Here is a 20,119-nt window from a genome sequence, read left to right on the forward strand (position 1 = left end):
CGGCGGAGGCTTTAAGTGGCGTGTCCGAGCTCGCTGCAGCTGCGCAACATGTCGTCCGATCCTACGTCGTTGGCAACGACCGCGAACAGGTCGTTGTCGTTGGCCATCGCGGACTTCTTCTTGGACTCCAGCACCAGGACCGACTGCACCGACTGGTGGTCGCATTTGCGGTAGTGCTGCGGACCCTTGGTCAGATCGTATTGCAGCTTCTCCAGGGCATCGACGACCTTGTCGGTGTCGGTACCGCCGGCGGCCTGCATGGCAAGCAGCAGCGAGGCCACGCCGGAATAGCCGTAGGCGCCGTAATCGGTCGGGATCGCGCCGCCGTTGGCGCTGCGGAACGCCGCGTTGAAATCGGCAGCCGACTTGCTCTGCGTCTCCAGGCCCCAATAGTAATTGGCGCCGCCGACGACGCCCTCGAACACGTCGGGGCCGACCGCGAGCCGCTGGTTGTGCAGGATCACGGGCACGACGATCTTCATCTGCTGCTTGACGCCGAAATCCACCGCCTGCTTGATCGCGTTGGCCTGATCGCGGCCGAAGTTGGAGATGCAGAGCACGTCCGGCCGCATCGACATCAGGCGCGGCATGAAGGTGGAGTAATCGGCCGCACCGAACGGATGCAGTATCTCGCCGACATTGTCGGCACCGATCGCCGCCTGGGCGCGCTTGAAGCCGCGCAGCATTTCGTGGCCGTAGGCGTAGTCTGCGACGAGATGGGCGACCTTCATGCCCTTCTTCAGGGTCTGCCGCGCCACCGCCGCGGTCGTCATGTGCGGATTGAGCGCCTCGTGGAAAGTGTATTTGCTGAAATCCTTGGCCTCGTTGATGGTGTCGGACTGGCTGATCGAAACATAGATCACGCCGCGGGCGCGGGTGACCTCGTTGACGGCGAGCTGCACGGCGCTGGAGAGCGCGCCGACGACGGCATGAACCTTGTCCTTCTCGATCAGCTCCAGCGTGCGGGTCGCGGCTTCCCCGGCGTTGAGCTTGTCATCGCGCACCAAGAGCTCGACCTTGCGGCCGCCGATGCCGCCCTTGTCGTTGGCGAGCTTGACCGCGAGCTCGGCGCATTTGACCTGATCGCGCGCTTCGGCCGCGAAGGGGCCGGTCAGTGGCGTGGGGAAGCCGATGCGGATCGTCTCTTCCGCGGCGCGGCCAGGCCGGGGCATGGCGAGCATCGCGGCGCTTGCCGACAGGCCCGCCAGCGCGGCGCGGCGGGAGATTTTTGGACGAAACAGGTTCGAACCGGATTTGCGCATGATTTCCTCCAAGAGCTTTTTCTAGAACCGCTTCAGGGCTTTCAGGATTTTAGCGGGCGTGATCGGGATTGTACTGATCGTTGCACCGAACGGGGTAAGCGCGTCGTTGACGGCATTGAGCACGCAGGCGGAGGCCGCTGCGGTGCCGGCCTCGCCGCACCCCTTGGCGCCAAGCGCGGTGTCAGCAGTCGGCGTCTCGACATGTGCGATGACGATGTCGGGCATCTCCATCGCCATCGGAACCAGATAGTCCGCAAGCGAGCCGTTGATGAGCTGGCCGGTGTCGTTGTAACGGCATTCCTCGAACAGGGCCGCACCCAGCCCCTGCACGACGCCGCCGCGTAGCTGCTCATCCACCAGCATCGGATTGATGATGCGGCCGCAATCCTCGACGACGAAGTGCTTCAGGAGCTTGATGAAGCCGGTCTCGACATCGACCTCCAGCGAGCAGCCCTGGATGCCGTTGGTAAAGGCAAAGGGATAGCCTTGAGGAGCGAAGTGGTGGCTGACGGTGAGCTGGGCCTGCGTGCCCGGCGACAGCGTGTCGGAGCGGAAATAGGCGATGCGCGCGATCTCGGAGATCGGCAGGCGCTGCTGCCGTGTCGCAGCATCAACGACCTCGCCGTCGATGATGTCGAGCGCGGCCGGCTGCTCCTGCAGGATGAGCGCGGCGATCTCCAGAATGTTGCGCTTGAGCACGCGCGTTGCCTGGAGCGCGGTCTCCCCGCCAATGCCGGCACCGCGGCAGGCCCAGGTGGCGCCGCCATGCGGCGTGACCTCGGTATCGCCGGTGATGACCTTGACGTGCTCCTGCGCGAGGCCGAGCTGATCGGCAACGATCTGGCTGATGATCGCCTCGGTGCCCTGGCCCTGTTCGGTGACCGAGATCAGGCAGCGGACCTCGCCGGAGGGCGTCAGGCTGACGATCGCACCGTCCTGCGACGAGATGCGTGCGCCGCCGACGCCGTAGAAGGCGGGGCTGGGATTGGTGATTTCAACGAAGGTCGCAATCCCGATGCCGCGATAGACGCCGCGCTTGCGCAAGTCCGCCTGCTCGGCGCGGAGCGCGTCATAGTCCATCATCGCATGTAAACGCCTCAGGCATTCCTGGTGCGACAGCGCCTCGAAACGATAACCGGTCGGCGAGGTCTGTGGATAGGCATCGTCGGCGATGACGTTCCGTGCGCGGATCGCGAAGGGATCGAGGCCGACCTTGGCCGCGGCCATGTCGACCAGCCGTTCGGTGACGGCGCAGGCGATGGGATGGCCGACGGCCCGATACTGGCTGGTCTGCACCTTGTTCTGGAAGATCACCTCCAGCGCGGCGCGATAGTTCTTGAAACGATAGGGCGCGCCGATCAGGCGGATCACCTGGTTGCCTTCGACCACGCTGGTGCGCGGATAGGTCGAGAAGGCGCCGATCGCGGTCAGATCGTGCACGTCCATCGCCAAAATCTCGCCCTTGGCATCGAGCGCGATGCGGGCGCGGACGCGGTGGTCGCGCGCATGGATGTCGGAGACGAAGGACTCGATGCGGTCGGCGACATATTTCACGGGGCGGCCGAGCAGGATGGACAGGCCGACCACCGCCATGTCCTCGTGATAGACATGCAGCTTCATTCCGAAGGAGCCGCCGATATCCGTCGCAATCACGCGGACGCGAGCCTCGGGGATGCCGTAGTGGCGCGAGTAGAGGTCCTGGAACTGGTACGGCGTCTGCGTGCCGTGATGCACGGTCAGCATCTCTGCGCCAGGATCGTAATCGGCGACGATCGCACGCGGTTCCAGCGTCACCGCGGTGTGACGACCGAAGCTGAATTCTTCTTCCACGACATGGGCCGCGCTCGCGAAGACGTCATCGACGCCGCCGCTGTCGAGCTGGCTGCGGAAGCAGACATTGCTGGCGCTGCCGGGATTGACGAGCGGCGTTCCGACGTCGCGGGCGCTGTCGATGTCGACGACGACGGGCAGATCCTCGTAATCGACCTCGATCAGCTCCAGCGCGTCCTCCGCGATCGCCCTGGTTTCGGCCACCACCGCTACAACCGCCTGCCCGGCCCAGACCACGCGATCGAGCGGCAACGGCAGTTGCGGCGCCGACGTCATGCCCTTGAAATGATCGAGCGTGCCGGTCCAGGGCGTGCAGATCTTTGCAAGATCGGCTCCTGTGGCCACGAGATGCACGCCCTCGAGCGCGCGCGCCTGCTCGATATCGATGGAGATGATCTTCGCATGTGCGTGCGGGCTGCGCAGGAACGCGGCGTGCAGCATGCGCGGCAGACGAAGGTCGCTGACATAGCGTCCGCGCCCGGCGAGCAACCGCTTGGCGTTCGGTCGCGGCACCGAGCGGCCGATATAGGAGTTGGGACGATCGAGCGAAGTCAGCGGCGCGCTCATGTTGCACCTCCGCCTTCGCTGCGCACCTCGACGCGTGCCTCGACGCGAGCCTTGGCGACGGCGTCGATGGCATCGACGATCGCCTCATAGCCGGTGCAGCGGCAGTAATTGCCCGACAGCGCGTCGCGGATCGCCTCGCGGCTCGGCCGCGTGACCTGCGACAGGAGCTCGTGGGCGTTGACCAGCATGCCCGGCGTGCAGAAGCCGCATTGCAATGCGTTGCGGCGATGGAATTCGGCCTGGAGGTCGGCGATCACACCGCTCTCGGACAGTCCCTCGATGGTGTCGATCCTGGCGCCATCGGCCTGCACTGCGAACATCAGGCAGGAATGCACGGCACGGCCGTCGATCTGCACGAGGCAGGCGCCGCAGGCCCCCATCTCGCAGCCGGCATGCGTACCCGTCAGCTCGAGCGCATTGCGCAGGCAATCGACCAGCGTCTCGCGCGGCGCCACCTCGCAGGCGACCTTGCGGCCATTGACGACGAAGCGGACCCGCATGGTCTCGTCGGCTCCGTCGACCAACATATCGTCGCCGATCCCGCTCATGCGCCCTCGCCCAAGCGGCCGAGCAGACGGCCGAGCAGCACGCGGGCAAGATGCAGCCGCATCGCCGGCGGCACCTCGTCGCTCTCGGGCGGCGCAAGATCGTCTTCGAGCGCGGCTTGCGCGGCAGCGATGCGCGCCGCATCGATGGTGAAGCCGGTCAGGGCAGCCTCCGCGCCCTTGACCCGTGTCGGCGTATTGCCGACCGAGAAGAACGCGATGCGAATGTCGTCGATGCGATCGCCCGTATGGCTCGCGAGCATGCCGCAGCCGACCAGCGCATAGTCGCCACGCCGGCGCGCCAGCTCGTCGAAGGCAAAGCGCTGGCCGCTCCTGAACAGCGGAACGTGGACCGCCGTGATCAGCTCGCCCGGCTGCAAGGCGGTCTCGAACAGATCGATGAAGAAGTCGTCGGCCTTGACGCGCCGGTTGCCGGAGGGGCCGGCGATCTCGATCTCGGCGCCGAGCGCCAGCGTCATCGCGGGAAATTCGGACGCGGGATCGGCGAGCGCGACGCTGCCGCCGAAGGTGCCGCGGTTGCGGATCGCGGGATGGGCGACGAAGGGCGCCGCAGCCCGCAGCAGCGGCGCGAACTCGGCGATCAGCGGCTCGCTCAGCATCTCGCAGTGACGGGTGAGCGCGCCGATGCGCAAGGTATCGCCTTCGCGCCTGATCCCACGCAGCTCGGCGATGTGGGCGATGTCGATCAGGAGCCGCGGCGCCTGCAGCCGCAGCGACAGCGCCGGCACGAGGCTCTGGCCGCCGGCGATGAATCGCGCGTCGTCCCCGGCGCGCGCATGAGCGTTCAGCGCCTGGTCGATCGTATCAGCGCGAAAATAGCTGAAAGCCCTCGCCTTCACACCGTTTCCTCAGATCCATCGGCTCATCAGCCGGGACGCCAGATTTGTAACCATCTGGTCTCAAAATCCTGACATGTCGGCAGAGGTCGGTCAACAGGAAATGACCATTTGGTCACAAACGCGTCCTTGGGCTAAGAAGGCAGCTGGGTATGCGATTCAGCGGCAAGATGGCGAAAAAGACGCAGAAGACGGCGAAACGACCGGCCCGAAGACGGGCCGAGACCGGCGGCAAGGCCGCGCCAAAGCGCCGCAACATGCGCGCAGCCGACCGCGAGCGGGCGATCGTCGACGAGGCGATCCGCTTCTTCGCCGAGCGCGGCTTCGAGGGTCAGACCCGCGAGCTCGCCAAGCGCATGGGCATCACCCATTCGGCGATCTACCGCCACTTTCCCAGCAAGGAGGCGCTGATCGAGCGCGTCTACCAGGAAGTCTATCTCAGCCGCTGGTCGCCCGACTGGGGTCCCTTGATCCGCGACCGCGCATTGCCGCTGGAGGCGCGGCTGACGCGCTTCTATCTCGACTATGTCGTGCGCGTGTTCGAATACAACTGGGTCCGGATCTTCGTGTTCTCCGGCATGAAGTCGTTCGGGATTACCGGCCGCTATCTCGACATCGTCCGCCGCGAGATCATCGAGCCGGCGGCGGCCGAGCTGCGCCATGAGCTGAAGCTGCCCGATGCGAAAGTCCAGCCGCTCGGCGAGCGCGAGACCGAGCTGTTCTGGGGCCTGCACGGCCGCATCTTCTATCTCGCCATCCGCAAGTTCATCTACGCGACGCCGATCCCGTCCGATCTCGACGCGATCGTGCGCGATGCCGTCCAGACCTTCATGGACGGCGCCAAGGCGACGATGCCGAAGCTGCTGCTGCCCGACTAGGCTTTGGCTATCTCGCCAGGCTCGGCAGATCGAGCCCGTTGGCGCGGGCGCATTCGATCGCGGTCTCGTAGCCCGCATCGGCGTGGCGCATGACGCCGGTGGCGGGATCATTCCAGAGCACACGCTCGATCCGCTTCGCGGCCTCCGGCGTGCCGTCCGCGACGATCACCATGCCGGCATGCTGCGAATAGCCGATGCCGACGCCGCCGCCGTGGTGCAGCGAGACCCAGGTCGCGCCGCTCGCGCAGTTGAGCAGCGCATTGAGCAAAGGCCAATCGGATACCGCGTCCGATCCGTCGCGCATCGCCTCGGTCTCGCGGTTGGGGCTTGCCACCGAGCCGCTATCGAGGTGATCGCGGCCGATCACGACCGGCGCTTTGAGCTCGCCGCGTGCCACCATCTCGTTGAAGGCGAGGCCGAGCCGGTGGCGGTCGCCGAGGCCGACCCAGCAGATCCGCGCCGGCAAGCCCTGGAACTTGATGCGCGCCTTGGCCATGTCGAGCCAATTGTGCAGATGCTTGTCGTGCGGCATCAGCTCCTTGACCTTGGCGTCGGTCTTGAAGATGTCCTCGGGATCACCTGAGAGCGCCGCCCAGCGGAACGGTCCCACGCCGCGGCAGAACAGCGGGCGGATATAGGCTGGAACGAAGCCCGGAAAATCGAACGCATTGCTCAGGCCCATGTCCTTCGCCATCTGGCGAATGTTGTTGCCGTAGTCGAGCGTCGGAATGCCCTGCGCGTGCAAATCCAGCATGGCCTGGACGTGTTCGACCATCGAGGTTTTTGAGGCGCGCTCGACCGCCTTGGGATCGGAGGCGCGCTTCGTCTCCCACTCGGCGAGCGTCCAGCCCTTCGGCAGATAGCCGTTGATCGGATCATGCGCGCTGGTCTGGTCGGTGACGATGTCGGGCTTGACACCGCGGCGCACCAGCTCGGGAAAGATCTCGGCGGCATTGCCGAGCAGGCCGACCGAGACGGGCTTCTTCGTCTTCGTGGCCTCGGCCATGATCGCGAGCGCTTCGTCGAGCGTTGCGGCCTGGCGATCGAGATAGCCGGTGCTTAAGCGCATCTCGATGCGGCTCGGCTGGCACTCGACCGCGAGCAGCGAGGCGCCGGCCATGGTCGCAGCGAGCGGCTGAGCGCCGCCCATGCCGCCGAGGCCGGCTGTGAGGATCCATTTTCCCGCGAGGCTGCCACCGTAATGACGACGACCGACCTCGACGAACGTCTCGTAGGTGCCCTGCACGATGCCCTGGCTGCCGATATAGATCCACGAGCCTGCCGTCATCTGGCCGAACATCATCAGTCCCTGGCGATCGAGCTCGTTGAAATGATCGAGCGTTGCCCAGTGCGGCACGATATTCGAGTTCGCGATCAGGACGCGCGGCGCGTCCGCATGGGTGCGGAAAATGCCGACCGGCTTGCCGGACTGGACCAGCAGCGTCTGGTCGGTCTCCAGCTTGCGCAGGGACGCAGCGATCCGGTCAAAACTCTCCCAGTCGCGCGCCGCGCGACCGATACCGCCATAGACGACGAGCTCGCTCGGCCGCTCGGCCACCTCGGGATCGAGGTTGTTCATGAGCATGCGCAGTGGTGCTTCCGTCAGCCAGCTCTTGGCGCTGATGTCGCTGCCGCGCGGGGCGCGGATGGTGCGGTCATTGTCCAGTCGGCGGTTCATGAAGACCTCTTTAGCCAAGTCGCGAGCCAAGTCTCGGAAACGGATCGGTTGAAAGTGTTGAGAGCGCCGCGGCCGGCAGCGCGTCGGCCTCGATCAGCGCGGCTGCCTTGGCGAGATCGCCAGCCATGTAGCGGTCGGCACCGAGCGCAGGTACCTGCCCGCGAAGGGTGGCGATGACAGCGACAAGCGGTTTGCTCGTCATATGCGGCGCGCGCAGCGTGATGCCCTGTGCGGCGACCAGCAGCTCGATGCCGAGAATGGCGGCGAGATTGTCGGCCATGTCGGAGAGGCGCCGCGCCGCATGCGCGGCCATGGACACGTGATCTTCCTGGTTGGCGCTGGTCGGCGTCGAATCGATCGAGCAGGGAAGCGCGCGCTGCTTGTTCTCGGCATAGAGCGCGGCGGCCGTCACCTCTGCAATCATGAAACCGGAATTGATACCGGGATCTGGCGTCAGGAACGGCGGGAGGCCGAAATTGAGCGCGGGATCGACCAACGTCGCGATGCGCCGTTCACTGATCGCGCCGATCTCCGACAGCGCCAGCGCGACTGCGTCGGCGACGAACGCCACGGGCTCGGCGTGGAAATTGCCGCCGGAGACGATCTCGCCGGTCTCGACCAGAACGAGTGGGTTGTCGGTGACGGCATTGGCCTCGACGACAAGGGTACGCGCGGCCTGCGCGATCAGGTCAAGCGCGGCGCCCGCCACCTGCGGCTGGCAGCGCAGGCAATAGGGATCCTGCACGCGCTCGTCGCCTTCGAGATGCGACAGCCGGATATCGCTGCCGTCTAGCAGCGCCGTCAGCGTTGCCGCCGCGGCGATCTGCCCGGCATGGCCGCGCAGTTGCTGGATCTCGGGGCGGAACGGTGCCGTCGACGCCATCGCCGCATCGACCGCCAGCGCCCCGGTGACGAGCGCGGCGCGGGCGAGGCGATGCGCGCGCAGCACCCCGGCGATGGCATAGGCAGCCGAGAACTGCGTGCCGTTGATCAGCGCGAGCCCTTCCTTGGGGCCGAGCGTCAGCGGCGCCAGCCCCGCGGCGGCAAGCGCCTCGCGGCCTGACACGGTCTTGCCGTCGACGATCGCCTGCCCCTCGCCGATCATGACGGCGGTCATGTGCGCGAGCGGCGCGAGATCGCCGGAGGCGCCCACCGAACCCTGCTGCGGCACCAGCGGATAGACGCGCTGCGCCAGCATTGCCTGCAGCTGCTCGATCACCTCGCGGCGCACGCCGGAAGCACCGCGCCCGAGCGAGACGATCTTCAGCGCCATCATCAGCCGCACGATCGGCTCGGGCGTTACTGGTCCGACGCCACAGCAATGCGAGACGATGAGGTTGCGCTGAAGCAGCGCGGTCCGGTCCGGCGGAATGCGCTTCGACGCCAACTTTCCGAAACCGGTGTTGATGCCGTAGACCGGCGTATCGGCGTGTGCGGCCTTCGCGACGATCTCCGCGGCCGCCTCGACGCGCGGCCAGTACGAGGGATCAAGCGTGACGGAAGCGCCGGAGAGCACACGCGCAAGATCGTCGAGGCCGACCGTTCCCGGCGCGACGACGATCGGTGCGCCCGCCCCGGTCACCGGCCCCTCCACACCCGGCGGTGCAGCGGGTTGAAGCCGATGCGATAGACCAGCTCAGCGGGACGCTCGATGTCCCAGATCGCGAGGTCGCACCATTTGCCGGTCTCTAACGTACCGGTTTCATGGAGCACGCCCAGCGCGCGCGCGCCTTCGCGGGTGACGCCGGCAAGGCACTCGACAACCGTCATCCGGAACAGCGTCGCGCCCATGTTCATGGCGAGCAGCAGCGAAGTCAGCGGCGAGCTGCCGGGATTGCAGTCGGTCGCGAGCGCCATGTTGACGCCGTGCTTGCGGAACGCCTCGACCGGCGGCTTCTGCGTCTCGCGGATGAAATAGAAGGCGCCGGGCAGCAGCACGGCCACCGTGCCGGCCTTCGCCATCGTCGCCGCGCCCGCCTCGTCGGTATGTTCGAGATGATCGGCCGAGAGCGCGGAAAATTTAGCGGCGAGCGCCGCGCCACCGAGGTTCGACAACTGGTCGGCATGCAGCTTGACCGGCAGCCCGAGCGCCGTCGCCGTCTCGAACACCCGCGCGGTCTGCGCACCGGAAAACGCAATGCCTTCCATGAAAGCATCCACCGCATCGGCAAGGCCGGCCCTTGCCACCGTCGGCAACATCTCCTTGCAAACGAGATCGATGTAACGGTCCTTGTCGCCCTCGGCTTCCGCAGGCAGCGCGTGCGCGCCGAGGAAGGAGGTGCGGATCGCAACCGGCCGCATCCGGCCGAGGCTGCGCGCGGCGGCGAGCTGCCGCATCTCGGTTTCGGTGTCGAGGCCGTAGCCTGACTTGATCTCGACCGTGGTTGCGCCCTCGCCCATCAGCGCATCGAGCCGCGGTAGCGCGCTCGCGACGAGGTCAGCCTCGCTCGCCTTGCGCGTTGCGGCCACGGTCGAGACGATCCCACCGCCGGCGCGCGCGATCTCCTCATAGCTCGCGCCCTTCAGGCGCAGCTCGAACTCGTGCGCGCGATTGCCGCCATAGACGAGATGGGTGTGGCAGTCGACGAGGCCCGGCGTGATCCAGCGGCCCTCGCAATCGATCCGTTCGGCCGCATCGGCATCCGCCGGAAACTCCGCCTGCGCCCCGGCGTAGACGATGCGGCCGTCGCGTGCTGCGATTAGGCCATGCTCGATCTCGCCGAGATCGGGACGGTCGGCCCGCATCGTGGCGAGCCGGGCATTGTGCCATATCCGGTCGAAGCGCTCTGCCATGCGGTGGTCCCTTAGCCGTGGGATGCTTGACATATATGTCTAGACATATAATCGTGGCGGGGTTCTGTCCAGCCGGCATGGAAACATGACACGACTGCATTTCGCCTCCGCGCTGCTGCCTTCGGGCTGGGCCAATGACGTGCAGGTGCTCGTGACCGCCGGCGCGATTGCCGCGGTGACCGCGGGCGTGGCGCCGGCCGCGGGCGACGAACGCCACCAGATTGCGCTTCCGGGACTGGCGAGCCTGCACAGCCACGCGTTCCAGCGTGGCATGGCGGGCCTTGCGGAGCTGCGCGGCGACTCGACCGATACATTCTGGACCTGGCGCGAGACGATGTATCGTTTCGCGCTCGGGATGACGCCGGACGATGTCGCCACTGTTGCGACGCTGCTCTATGTCGAGATGCTGGAACAGGGTTTTACCCGCGTCGGCGAATTCCATTATTTGCATCACGACCGCGACGGCGCGCCTTACGTCGACATCGCCGAAATGGCCGCGCGCATCGCGCAGGCTGCCGAAGCGTCTGGCATCGCCCTCACGCTGCTGCCGAGCTTCTATGCGCACGGCTCGTTCGGCGGCGCAGCGCCGCATGCCGGGCAGCGCCGCTTCATCTGCTCGGTCGATCAGTTTGCCATGCTGATGGCGGCCTCCCGCAAAGCGATCAGCAGCTTGCCGGGCGCCAATATCGGCATTGCGCCGCACAGCTTGCGCGCCGTGGCGCCGGACGAGCTCGCGGCGATCATTCCGCTCGCGGATGGCGGGCCGGTGCATATCCATGCTGCCGAGCAGGTCAAGGAAGTCGAGGATTGCCTGTCCTGGTCGAACCGGCGGCCGGTTCAGTGGCTGCTGGAGAATGCACCCGTCGATCGGCGCTGGTGCCTCATTCACGCGACCCACACGACGAATGAGGAAGTCGCCGCATTTGCCGGGACCGGCGCGGTCGCCGGCCTTTGTCCGGTGACCGAGGCAAGCCTCGGCGACGGTATCTTTCCGGCCCGCGAATTTCTCGACGCCGGCGGCGCGTTCGGCATCGGCACCGATTCCAATGTGCTGGTCGGCATCGCCGATGAGCTGCGTCAGCTCGAATACGGCCAGCGGCTCAAGCATCGCCAGCGCAATGTGCTGTCGGGCGCCGCAGGCAGCTCGACGGGACGCGCGCTGTTCGATCATGCGCTTGCGGGCGGCGGGCGGGCGCTGGCGCAGAGGACCGTCGGCATTGTTCCGGGCGCGCGCGCCGACATCGTCACCCTCGACACCGAACATCCGTCGCTGGCGGGACGCCGTGGCGATGCCGCAATCGACGGCTGGATCTTTGCGGCAGCCAACGGCGCGATCGATTGCGTCTGGGCCGGCGGCACCAAGGTGGTCGAAGGCGGAAGGCACAGACTGCGCGCCAGGGCGCGGGAGCAATTCAATGCAGCCGTGCGGAGGCTCGTCGCATGAGCCTCGCCACGGACGCAGCCGAGAAGCCTACGCTCTACAAGCGGATCCGGGCCGACATCGAGAAGCGTATCCTGACCGGCGAATGGCCACCAGGGCATCGCATTCCCTTCGAACACCAGTTGATGGCGCGCTATGGCTGCTCGCGCATGACGGTGAACAAGGCGCTGTCGGAGCTCGCACAGGCCGATCTGATCGAGCGGCGGCGGCGGGCCGGCTCCTTCGTGCGCCGGCCGCAACACATGTCGGCCGTGCTCAAGATCGCCGACATCCGCGCCGAGATCACCGCGCTCGGCCGCACTTACGGTTACGAGCTGATCCATCGCAAACTGCGCGCGGCGACTGCGGCCGACCGCGACCGTCTCGGCGTGAAGAAGGCCGGCAGGGTGGTTGCGATCGCCTGCCGGCACAGCGCCGACAACGTGCCGTTTGCGGTCGAGGACAGGCTGATCGATCTCTCCTCCGTGCCGGAGGCGGCGACCGCAGACTTTGCGCGGGAGCCGCCGGGCTCATGGCTGCTTCATCACGTCCCATGGACAGAGGCCGAGCACACGATCAGCGCCATTGTTGCGGACGATCGCACGGCAGAAGCGCTCGATATTGCCGTCGGCGCACCCTGCCTCGTGATCGACCGCTATACCTGGCGCAGTGCGCGCACGATCACTGCCGTGCGGCTGCTCTATCCCGGTGACTCTCACCGCCTTGTCGCCCGATTCCAGGGGGGCTGAGAGAGACGATGTCGGCACAATTCGTGCAACGCTTCGGGCAACGGTCCATCCAGTCAGGACTGACACAGATCAACAGGACGTCAATCCATCGATCGCAAGAGGACGACAATCATGCGTAGTTCAAAGGTATTCGCGACAATCATTGCCCTCGCAGTGACCGGATCCGCGCTTGCGGTATCCGGCCCGGCGCTCGCCGACGACATCAAGGTCGGCGTCGGTATCTCCGGCTGGACCGGTTTCGCGCCGCTGACGCTTGCGAAAGAGGCCGGCATCTTCAAGAAGAACGGCCTCGACGTCACGATCAAGAAGATCCCGCAGAAGGACCGCCATCTCGCCATCGCCTCCGGCGACGTCCAGTGTGCGGCAACGACGGTCGAGACCTGGATCTCCTGGAACGCCAACGGCGTCGCCACCAAGCAGATCTTCCAGCTCGACAAGAGCTTTGGTGCCGACGGCATGGCCGTGCGCAACGACGTCGCCGCGATCAAGGACCTGAAGGGCAAGACGGTCGCAGCCTCCGCTCCCGGCACCTCGCCCTATTTCGCGCTGGCCTGGATGCTCAAGAAGAACGGGCTGTCAGTGAAGGACGTCACCGTCGTGAACCTGGAGCCCGCCGCGGCCGCCCAGGCCTTCGTCTCCGGCCAGAACGATGCGGCGATGACCTATGAGCCGTATCTGTCGACCGTGCGCGCCGCGCCCGACAAGGGCAAGATCATTGCGACCACGCTCGACTATCCGATGGTCATGGACACCTTCGGCTGCACGTCGAAATTCCTGACCGACAATCCCAAGGCGGCCAAGGCGCTCGCCGAAAGCTATTTCGAGGCGCTGGACATGATCGTCAAGGATCAGGCAAAGGCCTACGAGATCATGGGCGCCGACGTGAAACAGACCGCCGAACAGTTCGGCAACTCGGCAAAATACCTGCGCTGGCAGGACAAGGCCGCGAACCAGAAATTCTTCGCCGGCGATTTCCTGACCTTCAACAAGGACGCCGCCGAGCTCCTGCTCGAGATCGGCATCATCAAGGCAGCGCCGAAGGTCGAGGACCTCTTCGACGCGAGCTACATCAAGTAAACTGCCTTAGGACCTGCGGGTCCCGCATCGCGGCGGGACCGGCGCATGACTTAAATTATCGGTTCGGATAGATCGTTTGATGCGTCCCCTGGATCCCGTGACATCGAAGCAACGCGCGGCCTACGGCTTTGCGTTCTTCGTGCTGTTCGTTGCCCTCTGGTCGTGGGCAACCTTCGGCGGCCATGTGTCGAAGACATTCCTCGCCAACCCGCTGACCATGGTGCAGGAAGGCGTTGAGCTGCTGACCCGCCAGGGCTTCCTGTTCGACATCGGCATGACGATCTGGCGCGTGGTCGGCGGCTTTGCGCTGGCCGCTGCTATCGCGGTGCCGCTCGGCGTGTTGATGGGCGCCTACAAGCCCGTCGAGGCCTTCCTCGAGCCGTTCGTCTCCTTCGCCCGCTACCTGCCCGCGTCCGCCTTCATTCCGCTCCTGATCCTGTGGGCCGGCATCGGCGAGCTGCAAAAGTTGCTCGTCATCTTCATCGGCTCGGTGTTCCAGATCATCCTGATGATCGCCGTGACCGTCGGCGCTACGCGGCGCGATCTGGTCGAGGCGGCCTACACGCTCGGGGCCAGCGACCGCGGCATCATCCGCCGCGTGCTGCTGCCCTCCTCCGCGCCCGAGATCGCCGAAATCCTGCGGCTCGTGCTGGGCTGGGCCTGGACCTACGTCATCGTCGCCGAGCTGATCGGCTCGTCCTCCGGCATCGGCCACATGATCACCGACAGCCAGGCCCTGCTCAACACCGGCCAGATCATCTTCGGCATCATCGTCATCGGATTGATCGGCCTCATCTCCGACTTCCTGTTCAAGGCGTTCAACGCCTGGCTGTTTCCGTGGAAGCTCGCATGACGACGCTGAAGATCGAGCAGGTCTCGCGAACCTTTCCCGCGCGCCACGGCAACGCGCCGACCAAGGCGCTGGAGCCGACCGATCTCACCATCGGCAACAACGACTTCGTCACCATCCTCGGTCCCTCCGGCTGCGGCAAGTCCACGCTGCTTCGCATCGTCGCCGGCCTCGACCGTCCGACCAGCGGGCGCGTCACGCTCGACGGGCGCGAGGTGACCGGCCCCGGCGCCGATCGCGGCATGGTGTTCCAATCCTATACGCTGTTTCCCTGGCTGACCGTGCGCGAGAACATCGCCTTCGGCCTGCGCGAGCGCGGCGTGCCGCAAGCAGAGCGGCACAAGGTCGCGGATGCGTTCATCCGCCAGGTTGGCCTGTCCGGCTTCGAGAACCATTGGCCCAAGCAACTCTCCGGCGGCATGCAGCAGCGCACGGCGATCGCGCGCGCGCTCGCCAATGATCCAAAGATCCTCCTGCTCGACGAGCCCTTCGGCGCACTGGACAACCAGACCCGCGCGCTGATGCAGGAAATGCTGCTCGGGATCTGGGAGCGCGACCAGAAGACCGTGCTGTTCGTGACGCACGACATCGAGGAGGCGATCTTCCTCGGCAGCCGCGTCATCGTCATGAGCGCGCGTCCCGGCCGCATCAAGGCCGAGATTACGGTGGACCTGCCGCATCCGCGCTCCTACAAGATCAAGACCACGCCCGAATTCGTCCGGCTGAAGGAGAGGCTGGTCGAGGAGATCCGCACCGAGGCGCTGAAGGTTGCCGAACATGCCTGACACTCGATCGCGCGCCAATGGCGAGCGGGTTCTCGCCGATCTCAACGCACTCCGCGCCATCGGCGCCTACAAGACCGGCGTGCACAAGCCGACCTTTTCCGAGCCGCACAAGCAATCGCTGGACTGGCTGATGCAGAAGCTGCCCGAGGCAAAGCTCTCGGCTGCGATCGACGGCATCGGCAATGTCTTCGGCACCAGCGCGAAGTCCGGGCCGAAGCTGCTGGCCGGATCGCATCTGGAAAGCCAGAACTATGCCGGCTGGCTCGACGGTCCGCTCGGCGTCGTCTATGCGCTCGAAGCTGCGCGCGTGCTCAATGCCGATCCCTCGTTCAAGGGCGCGGTCGAGGTTGCCGCCTGGTGCGACGAGGAAGGTCATTTCGGCCACTTCCTCGGCTCGCGCTCCTATGTCGGGCAGGTGACCGAGGCCGATATCGACACCGCGCGTGACCGCACCAGCGGCCGGACCATGCGCGATGCCCTCGCCGACCTGGGACTTGCCGGCCGCGCGCGTGTCAGCGCCGAGCCAGGACGCCACGTCGGATATCTGGAAGCACATATCGAGCAAGGCGACACGCTCGAAAGCGGCCGCCTCGCGATCGGCGTCGTGACCTCCATCGTCGGCATCTGGCAATACCGCATCGATTTTGTCGGCGAGCAGAACCACGCTGGCACCACGCGAATGGCCGTCCGCAAGGATGCGGGGCTGGCGCTGGCCAAATTCTGCGTGGCGATCGACGAGCGCTTCCCGGCCGCATGCGGGCCGCGCACGGTCTGGACCACCGGCCGCATCGCGCTCGATCCGGGCGCGCCGAGCATCATTCCCGGCGGCGCCGAGATGCTGTTCCAGATCCGCGACGACGACCCGGCCGTGATTGCGCGGCTGGAGGATCTGCTGCACACCATGGCTGATGACGCCAACGCGAAGGGACCGTGCATCGTGAGGGTGGAGCGGATCCGCACTGGCGCCCCCGCGATGATGGATTCCCGCTTCCAGGATGCGATCGAGGCGGCGAGCAAGGCCGTTGCCGACGGACGATCGGTCCGTATGCCGAGCGGTGCCGGCCACGACGCGCAGATGCTCGCAACCATCATGCCCGCAGGCATGCTGTTCGTGCCATCGATCGGCGGCATCAGCCATCACTGGACCGAAAATACCGCCGACGCGGATATCGTCACGGGCGCCGAGGTCTTCGTCGACGCCTGCCGGCGCATCCTGAGCGGTTAAAAGAAATCCTAAGCGTCGCTGATCACGCCCCCGCTGCCCGGGGCGCCCTGCGCTTCGCGCCGCCACGCGCCCGGGCTGACGCCGACCACCGCGGAGAACACCCGCGTAAAATGACTTTGATTGGCAAAGCCCGCCGATATCGCGATCTCCGACAGCGGCAGGTCGCGCACGCTCATCAACTGCTTGGCGGCCTTCACGCGCTGCTGTAGCAGCCATTGGTGCGGCGGCAGTCCGGTGGAGACGCGAAACGCGCGCGAAAAATGGCTGACCGAGAGGCCGAGCTCCGCCGCGATGGCCTGCAATGAGAGCGTGCTGCCGAGATCGGACTCGAGCCTGTCGCAGGCGCGCTTCACCTGCCACGGCGCGAGACCGCCGCGGCTGGGTTCGGCGGCGCGGTGAAGCCCGCCATAGGTCTGCGCCACGTGTGCGGTCAGCGCGAGCATCATGTGATCGATGAAAAGCTGATTGGCCTCGCCCGGCCGGCGCAGCCCTTGCTGCAGTGAAGCGCCGATGTGACGGACGATGGCGTCGTCATGGCCGACGCCGGTCCGGCAGTCGAGCTCGTCCACACGCGGCGTGCCGGACTGTTCCGAGATGCCGTCGAGCGCGGAGCGCGGAATGTAGAAGAACAGGGAGTGGAACGGCTTGTCGATCACGTAGCGCGGATCGCGCTTGAGGTCGTACAGATAGGTCGTGCCCGCGCGGACATCCGCCGTCATGAGGCATTTGCCACGCTCCCAGAGCTCGCAGGCCGGGTAATCGTGAAGCTTCAGACTGACGAGAAATGCGTCCTCGGCGGCAAGCGAGCCGGACAGCCCCGACACCGGGTTGTCATTCCGGGTCTCGGTGACCGCGAGTTCAGTGCTGCGCAGCGAACGTGTGACCAGCGAAGGCGGGGCGTCCTTCAGATGCAGGAACTGGCCGAGCTTCTGTCCGTAGGCACCAGCTCTAGTCATCAGATGTATCCTTCTGTGGGCGTCCAAGCGCAGGCCACAGCGTCCTGCAAGTCCAGCAACTCATTATCGGGTATTCGCCCACCGCTGTCCACGTTCGCTCCAGACTGGCGCGACGGCATATTGCGGCGCGACTTCTCCGACGAGGGAGGAGAATTCCGCAACGATTTCAGAGTGCTTTCGCCGGCCCGCCAGTCCGGACAATACGCGATCAACCCCGCATGGACACATCACGACTTTTCACAAACGCACGGCAAAATGCGTCCCGGCGGAGAACGAAGCGCTGGAACGACAGACGTCGGATTCGCCACGCGCACCTGCTGCTTTCGAACACCAGCCAAGGCAGCTAACTTGCCCTGCAGCTCGACGATTGCATTTCCTGCCAGATCGCCTTCAGGCGCGGGAGATTCTGGTTGTGCTCCCTCGCGTAATTGGTATCCGGATCGCTTTCGGTCTGACGATGGATCCGCCGCTGAACCAACGGCGATTCCCACCAGCTCATGGACAAGGACTTGTTGCCATCGCGCGAGATACGGAGCTGAATCACGAGCTTGTCGCACTCCGGAATGGTGGCGTGCAGTCCGGTGCGCAATGCGTCGACGGCCTGCACGCCATGCGCCGTTCGAAGGTTGAAAACAGTGGTGATCGGAGCGCTGACCTCGCTGAGCACTTCGCCCGCAGTTGCGGTCGGGCGTGGCGGGACCTGCGGATCGTTGGCGACGTCGTCGGTTGGGCCGAGCTGATCGTCGGGGTCATTCGAGATCACGATGACAAGCGGCTTGAGTTGCGGCGCGATTGTATGAATGGCCAGCGCAAGCTCCCTTGCGGTCAACGTGCCGTAGTTCTCGAAATAGCCGCCGTCCACGATGCGGTCGACCAGCCGATACTCCTGATTGCGAACCGAGCCCGGCGGGGAGATCAGTGGAAAGCGCGCCGAGTTGAGCGCGGCCGTGCTCAGGCGGATGTCGTTGGCTTGCGGGTTGCCGTACAGCAATCGCCCGAACATGCCCAGCCATTCGCGCCAGCTCTCCGACGCGATCTCCGTCCGCAGCAACTGGTGAAAGCTGTCAGCTTCCACGAACAACGGACAGGGGCCGTTCGTTACGGCCGTCGGGCATTTTCCCGGTGGCGCATAGCTCATCGCCAGCGGCGTCGTCAGGATCCTTCGGCCGACGGCTTCCGAAGTACCGTTGAGGACCAGCAGCGGGATCCAGTGTCCCGGCTGCGGCCGCAACGAGAGAAACGGACAATCCAGGCCCCCGCAGCCTAAGGTTTTGGCGTCCTCCTTTGCCTTGGGTACGACATCGCGAAAGCGATTGCGCCAACTGTCCTCCAGCACGGCGGCGCGGTCGCGGAGCGTGAAGGGCAACGCATCGTTGAACGCAAACCCAAGGAAGCCGGCCGTCAGGAAGTCCCCGCTGGTCAACGCTTCCAGGCAGTCGCGCCAGTTGTTGACCTTGTCGCCCCACCACTGATCGACGGCGACGGCATTCACGCAAGGCTGCTTGTCGGCGGCCGGCGATGCCGCGCCCAGCGCTGCGGTCACCATCACGGCTCCCATCGCTCCGCCCGATACGCCTGAAATCGAAAACAGGCGGTTGCGGACGTCTTTGGCGCTAAGTCCCTTGACGCCGTAATAGTCTGCCTCATGGGTATCGAGGAAGTAGCCGATCATGCTTGCCATCATGAAGCCGGCGCGGCTTGCTCCGCCCGCCGCCGCGACAATGATCGGACGCGGACAGTTCGCGGCAGGCGCATTGTTGGAGGTCTTCGGATTGCAGCCGTTCTCAGTCATCCAGAGATCGATCGCGTCCTCGATCTTGATGGGCACGACATCTTTCGAGGCCACACGGCGTACCGTGTGGTTATCGCCGAACACGACAGCGACGATGGCGACCAGCACGGCCAGTCCCGTGATCAGCGGCGCGCGGATCTGTCGTCCAAGGCCGGACAGATAAGTCAGGAATGGCAGCCATCCGCCCAGGATGAACGGTATTGCCATCGACCGCGGAAACCAGCCGGCAACGTGATCGGCGCCCACGAAAAATATCCCCGCGAAGATAGCGAATACGGCGGCGAGGATAAGCCTGCCGAAGTCGCGGCCTTCCTCGTCTGCCGACCCGCTCTTGCGCCCCGGAGAGATCGCCTGCCAGAACCATCCGAGCTTGGCATTGATGCGCCCGAGCAGGCCCCTTGGCCTGAGATCGCGTGGCCGGAAAAATATCCAGAGCAGATATGCGACAGCACCGAGCGCGACCCAGCCTGCCATCGCGAGCAGTGCTTGCTCGACAGGCCGCACGACTTCCCGTTGTTGATCCAGCGTCGGAATGTTCATGTAGGAGCGCAGGATCGCAGCTTCGACGGCCACGAATGTCAGAAGTCCAAGCAGACGGGGCAGCCAGAGGGCTGCTCCAGCAAGGCACGGCCCGCCATTCGCGGGCAGCCTGGAATCGCTGTTGACCAGCATGCGGGCGGCATAGTGGGTCGGCAAAGCCCAGAACACGGTCAGAACAACCACGAACAGCAGCATCCGCAACCACATGACAACATCCAGATATTCGGTAAACAGGTCCTGCGCCTGCGGCGCGAAGCAGAGCAGGAGCCATCCGAGCAGCGTTGTTGTTACGGGCACGCGGAGAACCCACAGGAT

16 protein-coding genes are annotated in these 20,119 nt (G+C 65.6%); 7 read left to right on the forward strand and 9 right to left on the reverse strand.

Annotated elements, in window-relative coordinates:
- Nucleotides 1–11 precede the first annotated feature (11 nt).
- From K289_RS0108775 to K289_RS0108790, 4 genes are read right to left on the reverse strand one after another with little or no spacing between them, the layout of a single operon-like run.
- The gene (locus tag K289_RS0108775) at nucleotides 12–1,262 is read right to left on the reverse strand and encodes an ABC transporter substrate-binding protein (protein WP_051310537.1); all 1,251 of its coding nucleotides are present in this window, start codon (nucleotides 1,260–1,262) and stop codon (nucleotides 12–14) included.
- Nucleotides 1,263–1,283: 21 nt separating this feature from the next.
- Nucleotides 1,284–3,659, reverse strand: coding sequence for a xanthine dehydrogenase family protein molybdopterin-binding subunit (locus tag K289_RS0108780; protein ID WP_027551160.1), 2,376 nt, complete (start codon nucleotides 3,657–3,659; stop codon nucleotides 1,284–1,286).
- A complete protein-coding gene (locus tag K289_RS0108785; RefSeq protein WP_027551161.1) occupies nucleotides 3,656–4,207 on the reverse strand; it encodes a (2Fe-2S)-binding protein in 552 nt (183 codons plus the stop codon). The genes K289_RS0108780 and K289_RS0108785 overlap by 4 nt, the downstream gene beginning before the upstream one ends.
- On the reverse strand, nucleotides 4,204–5,064 hold the full coding sequence (locus K289_RS0108790) for a xanthine dehydrogenase family protein subunit M (RefSeq protein WP_027551162.1): 861 nt from the start codon (nucleotides 5,062–5,064) through the stop codon (nucleotides 4,204–4,206). Before K289_RS0108790 ends, K289_RS0108785 begins: the two co-directional genes overlap by 4 nt.
- A gap of 254 nt (nucleotides 5,065–5,318) precedes the next feature.
- Between K289_RS0108790 and K289_RS0108795 the strand changes: the two genes are divergently transcribed.
- A complete protein-coding gene (locus tag K289_RS0108795; protein ID WP_027551163.1) occupies nucleotides 5,319–5,939 on the forward strand; it encodes a TetR/AcrR family transcriptional regulator in 621 nt (206 codons plus the stop codon).
- 7 nt (nucleotides 5,940–5,946) lie between these two features.
- On the opposite strand, the gene hutU is transcribed toward K289_RS0108795, so the two are convergent.
- The 3 genes from hutU to hutI are packed head-to-tail and all read right to left on the reverse strand — an operon-like array spanning nucleotide 5,947 to nucleotide 10,410.
- Complete coding sequence (gene hutU, locus K289_RS0108800) at nucleotides 5,947–7,617, reverse strand: urocanate hydratase (protein ID WP_027551164.1); 1,671 nt, start codon at nucleotides 7,615–7,617, stop codon at nucleotides 5,947–5,949.
- A 10-nt stretch (nucleotides 7,618–7,627) separates the two neighbouring features.
- A complete protein-coding gene (gene hutH, locus K289_RS0108805; protein WP_027551165.1) occupies nucleotides 7,628–9,199 on the reverse strand; it encodes a histidine ammonia-lyase in 1,572 nt (523 codons plus the stop codon).
- Nucleotides 9,196–10,410, reverse strand: coding sequence for an imidazolonepropionase (gene hutI / locus K289_RS0108810; protein WP_027551166.1), 1,215 nt, complete (start codon nucleotides 10,408–10,410; stop codon nucleotides 9,196–9,198). The genes hutH and hutI overlap by 4 nt, the downstream gene beginning before the upstream one ends.
- 85 nt (nucleotides 10,411–10,495) lie before the next feature.
- Between hutI and K289_RS0108815 the strand changes: the two genes are divergently transcribed.
- The 6 genes from K289_RS0108815 (at nucleotide 10,496) to K289_RS0108840 (ending at nucleotide 16,516) form a co-directional block, all read left to right on the forward strand.
- Nucleotides 10,496–11,854: a formimidoylglutamate deiminase gene (locus K289_RS0108815; protein ID WP_027551167.1), complete on the forward strand. Its 1,359-nt coding sequence runs from the start codon at nucleotides 10,496–10,498 to the stop codon at nucleotides 11,852–11,854.
- On the forward strand, nucleotides 11,851–12,579 hold the full coding sequence (gene hutC, locus K289_RS0108820; protein ID WP_027551168.1) for a histidine utilization repressor: 729 nt from the start codon (nucleotides 11,851–11,853) through the stop codon (nucleotides 12,577–12,579). The genes K289_RS0108815 and hutC overlap by 4 nt, the downstream gene beginning before the upstream one ends.
- A 111-nt stretch (nucleotides 12,580–12,690) precedes the next feature.
- Complete coding sequence (locus tag K289_RS0108825) at nucleotides 12,691–13,656, forward strand: ABC transporter substrate-binding protein (protein WP_027551169.1); 966 nt, start codon at nucleotides 12,691–12,693, stop codon at nucleotides 13,654–13,656.
- A 79-nt stretch (nucleotides 13,657–13,735) separates the two neighbouring features.
- On the forward strand, nucleotides 13,736–14,509 hold the full coding sequence (locus K289_RS0108830; RefSeq protein ID WP_027551170.1) for an ABC transporter permease: 774 nt from the start codon (nucleotides 13,736–13,738) through the stop codon (nucleotides 14,507–14,509).
- The gene (locus tag K289_RS0108835; protein ID WP_027551171.1) at nucleotides 14,506–15,291 is read left to right on the forward strand and encodes an ABC transporter ATP-binding protein; all 786 of its coding nucleotides are present in this window, start codon (nucleotides 14,506–14,508) and stop codon (nucleotides 15,289–15,291) included. The genes K289_RS0108830 and K289_RS0108835 overlap by 4 nt, the downstream gene beginning before the upstream one ends.
- Nucleotides 15,284–16,516: a Zn-dependent hydrolase gene (locus K289_RS0108840; RefSeq protein WP_027551172.1), complete on the forward strand. Its 1,233-nt coding sequence runs from the start codon at nucleotides 15,284–15,286 to the stop codon at nucleotides 16,514–16,516. Before K289_RS0108835 ends, K289_RS0108840 begins: the two co-directional genes overlap by 8 nt.
- An 8-nt stretch (nucleotides 16,517–16,524) precedes the next feature.
- On the opposite strand, the gene K289_RS0108845 is transcribed toward K289_RS0108840, so the two are convergent.
- Entirely contained in the window at nucleotides 16,525–17,472 is a 948-nt protein-coding gene (locus K289_RS0108845; RefSeq protein ID WP_027551173.1) for an AraC family transcriptional regulator, read from the reverse strand.
- Nucleotides 17,473–17,815: 343 nt separating this feature from the next.
- Nucleotides 17,816–20,101, reverse strand: coding sequence for a hypothetical protein (locus K289_RS0108850; RefSeq protein ID WP_156917881.1), 2,286 nt, complete (start codon nucleotides 20,099–20,101; stop codon nucleotides 17,816–17,818).
- Nucleotides 20,102–20,119 lie beyond the last annotated feature (18 nt).

Origin of the sequence: Bradyrhizobium sp. Cp5.3 (assembly GCF_000426265.1) — a bacterium.
Lineage (GTDB): Bacteria > Pseudomonadota > Alphaproteobacteria > Rhizobiales > Xanthobacteraceae > Bradyrhizobium > Bradyrhizobium neotropicale.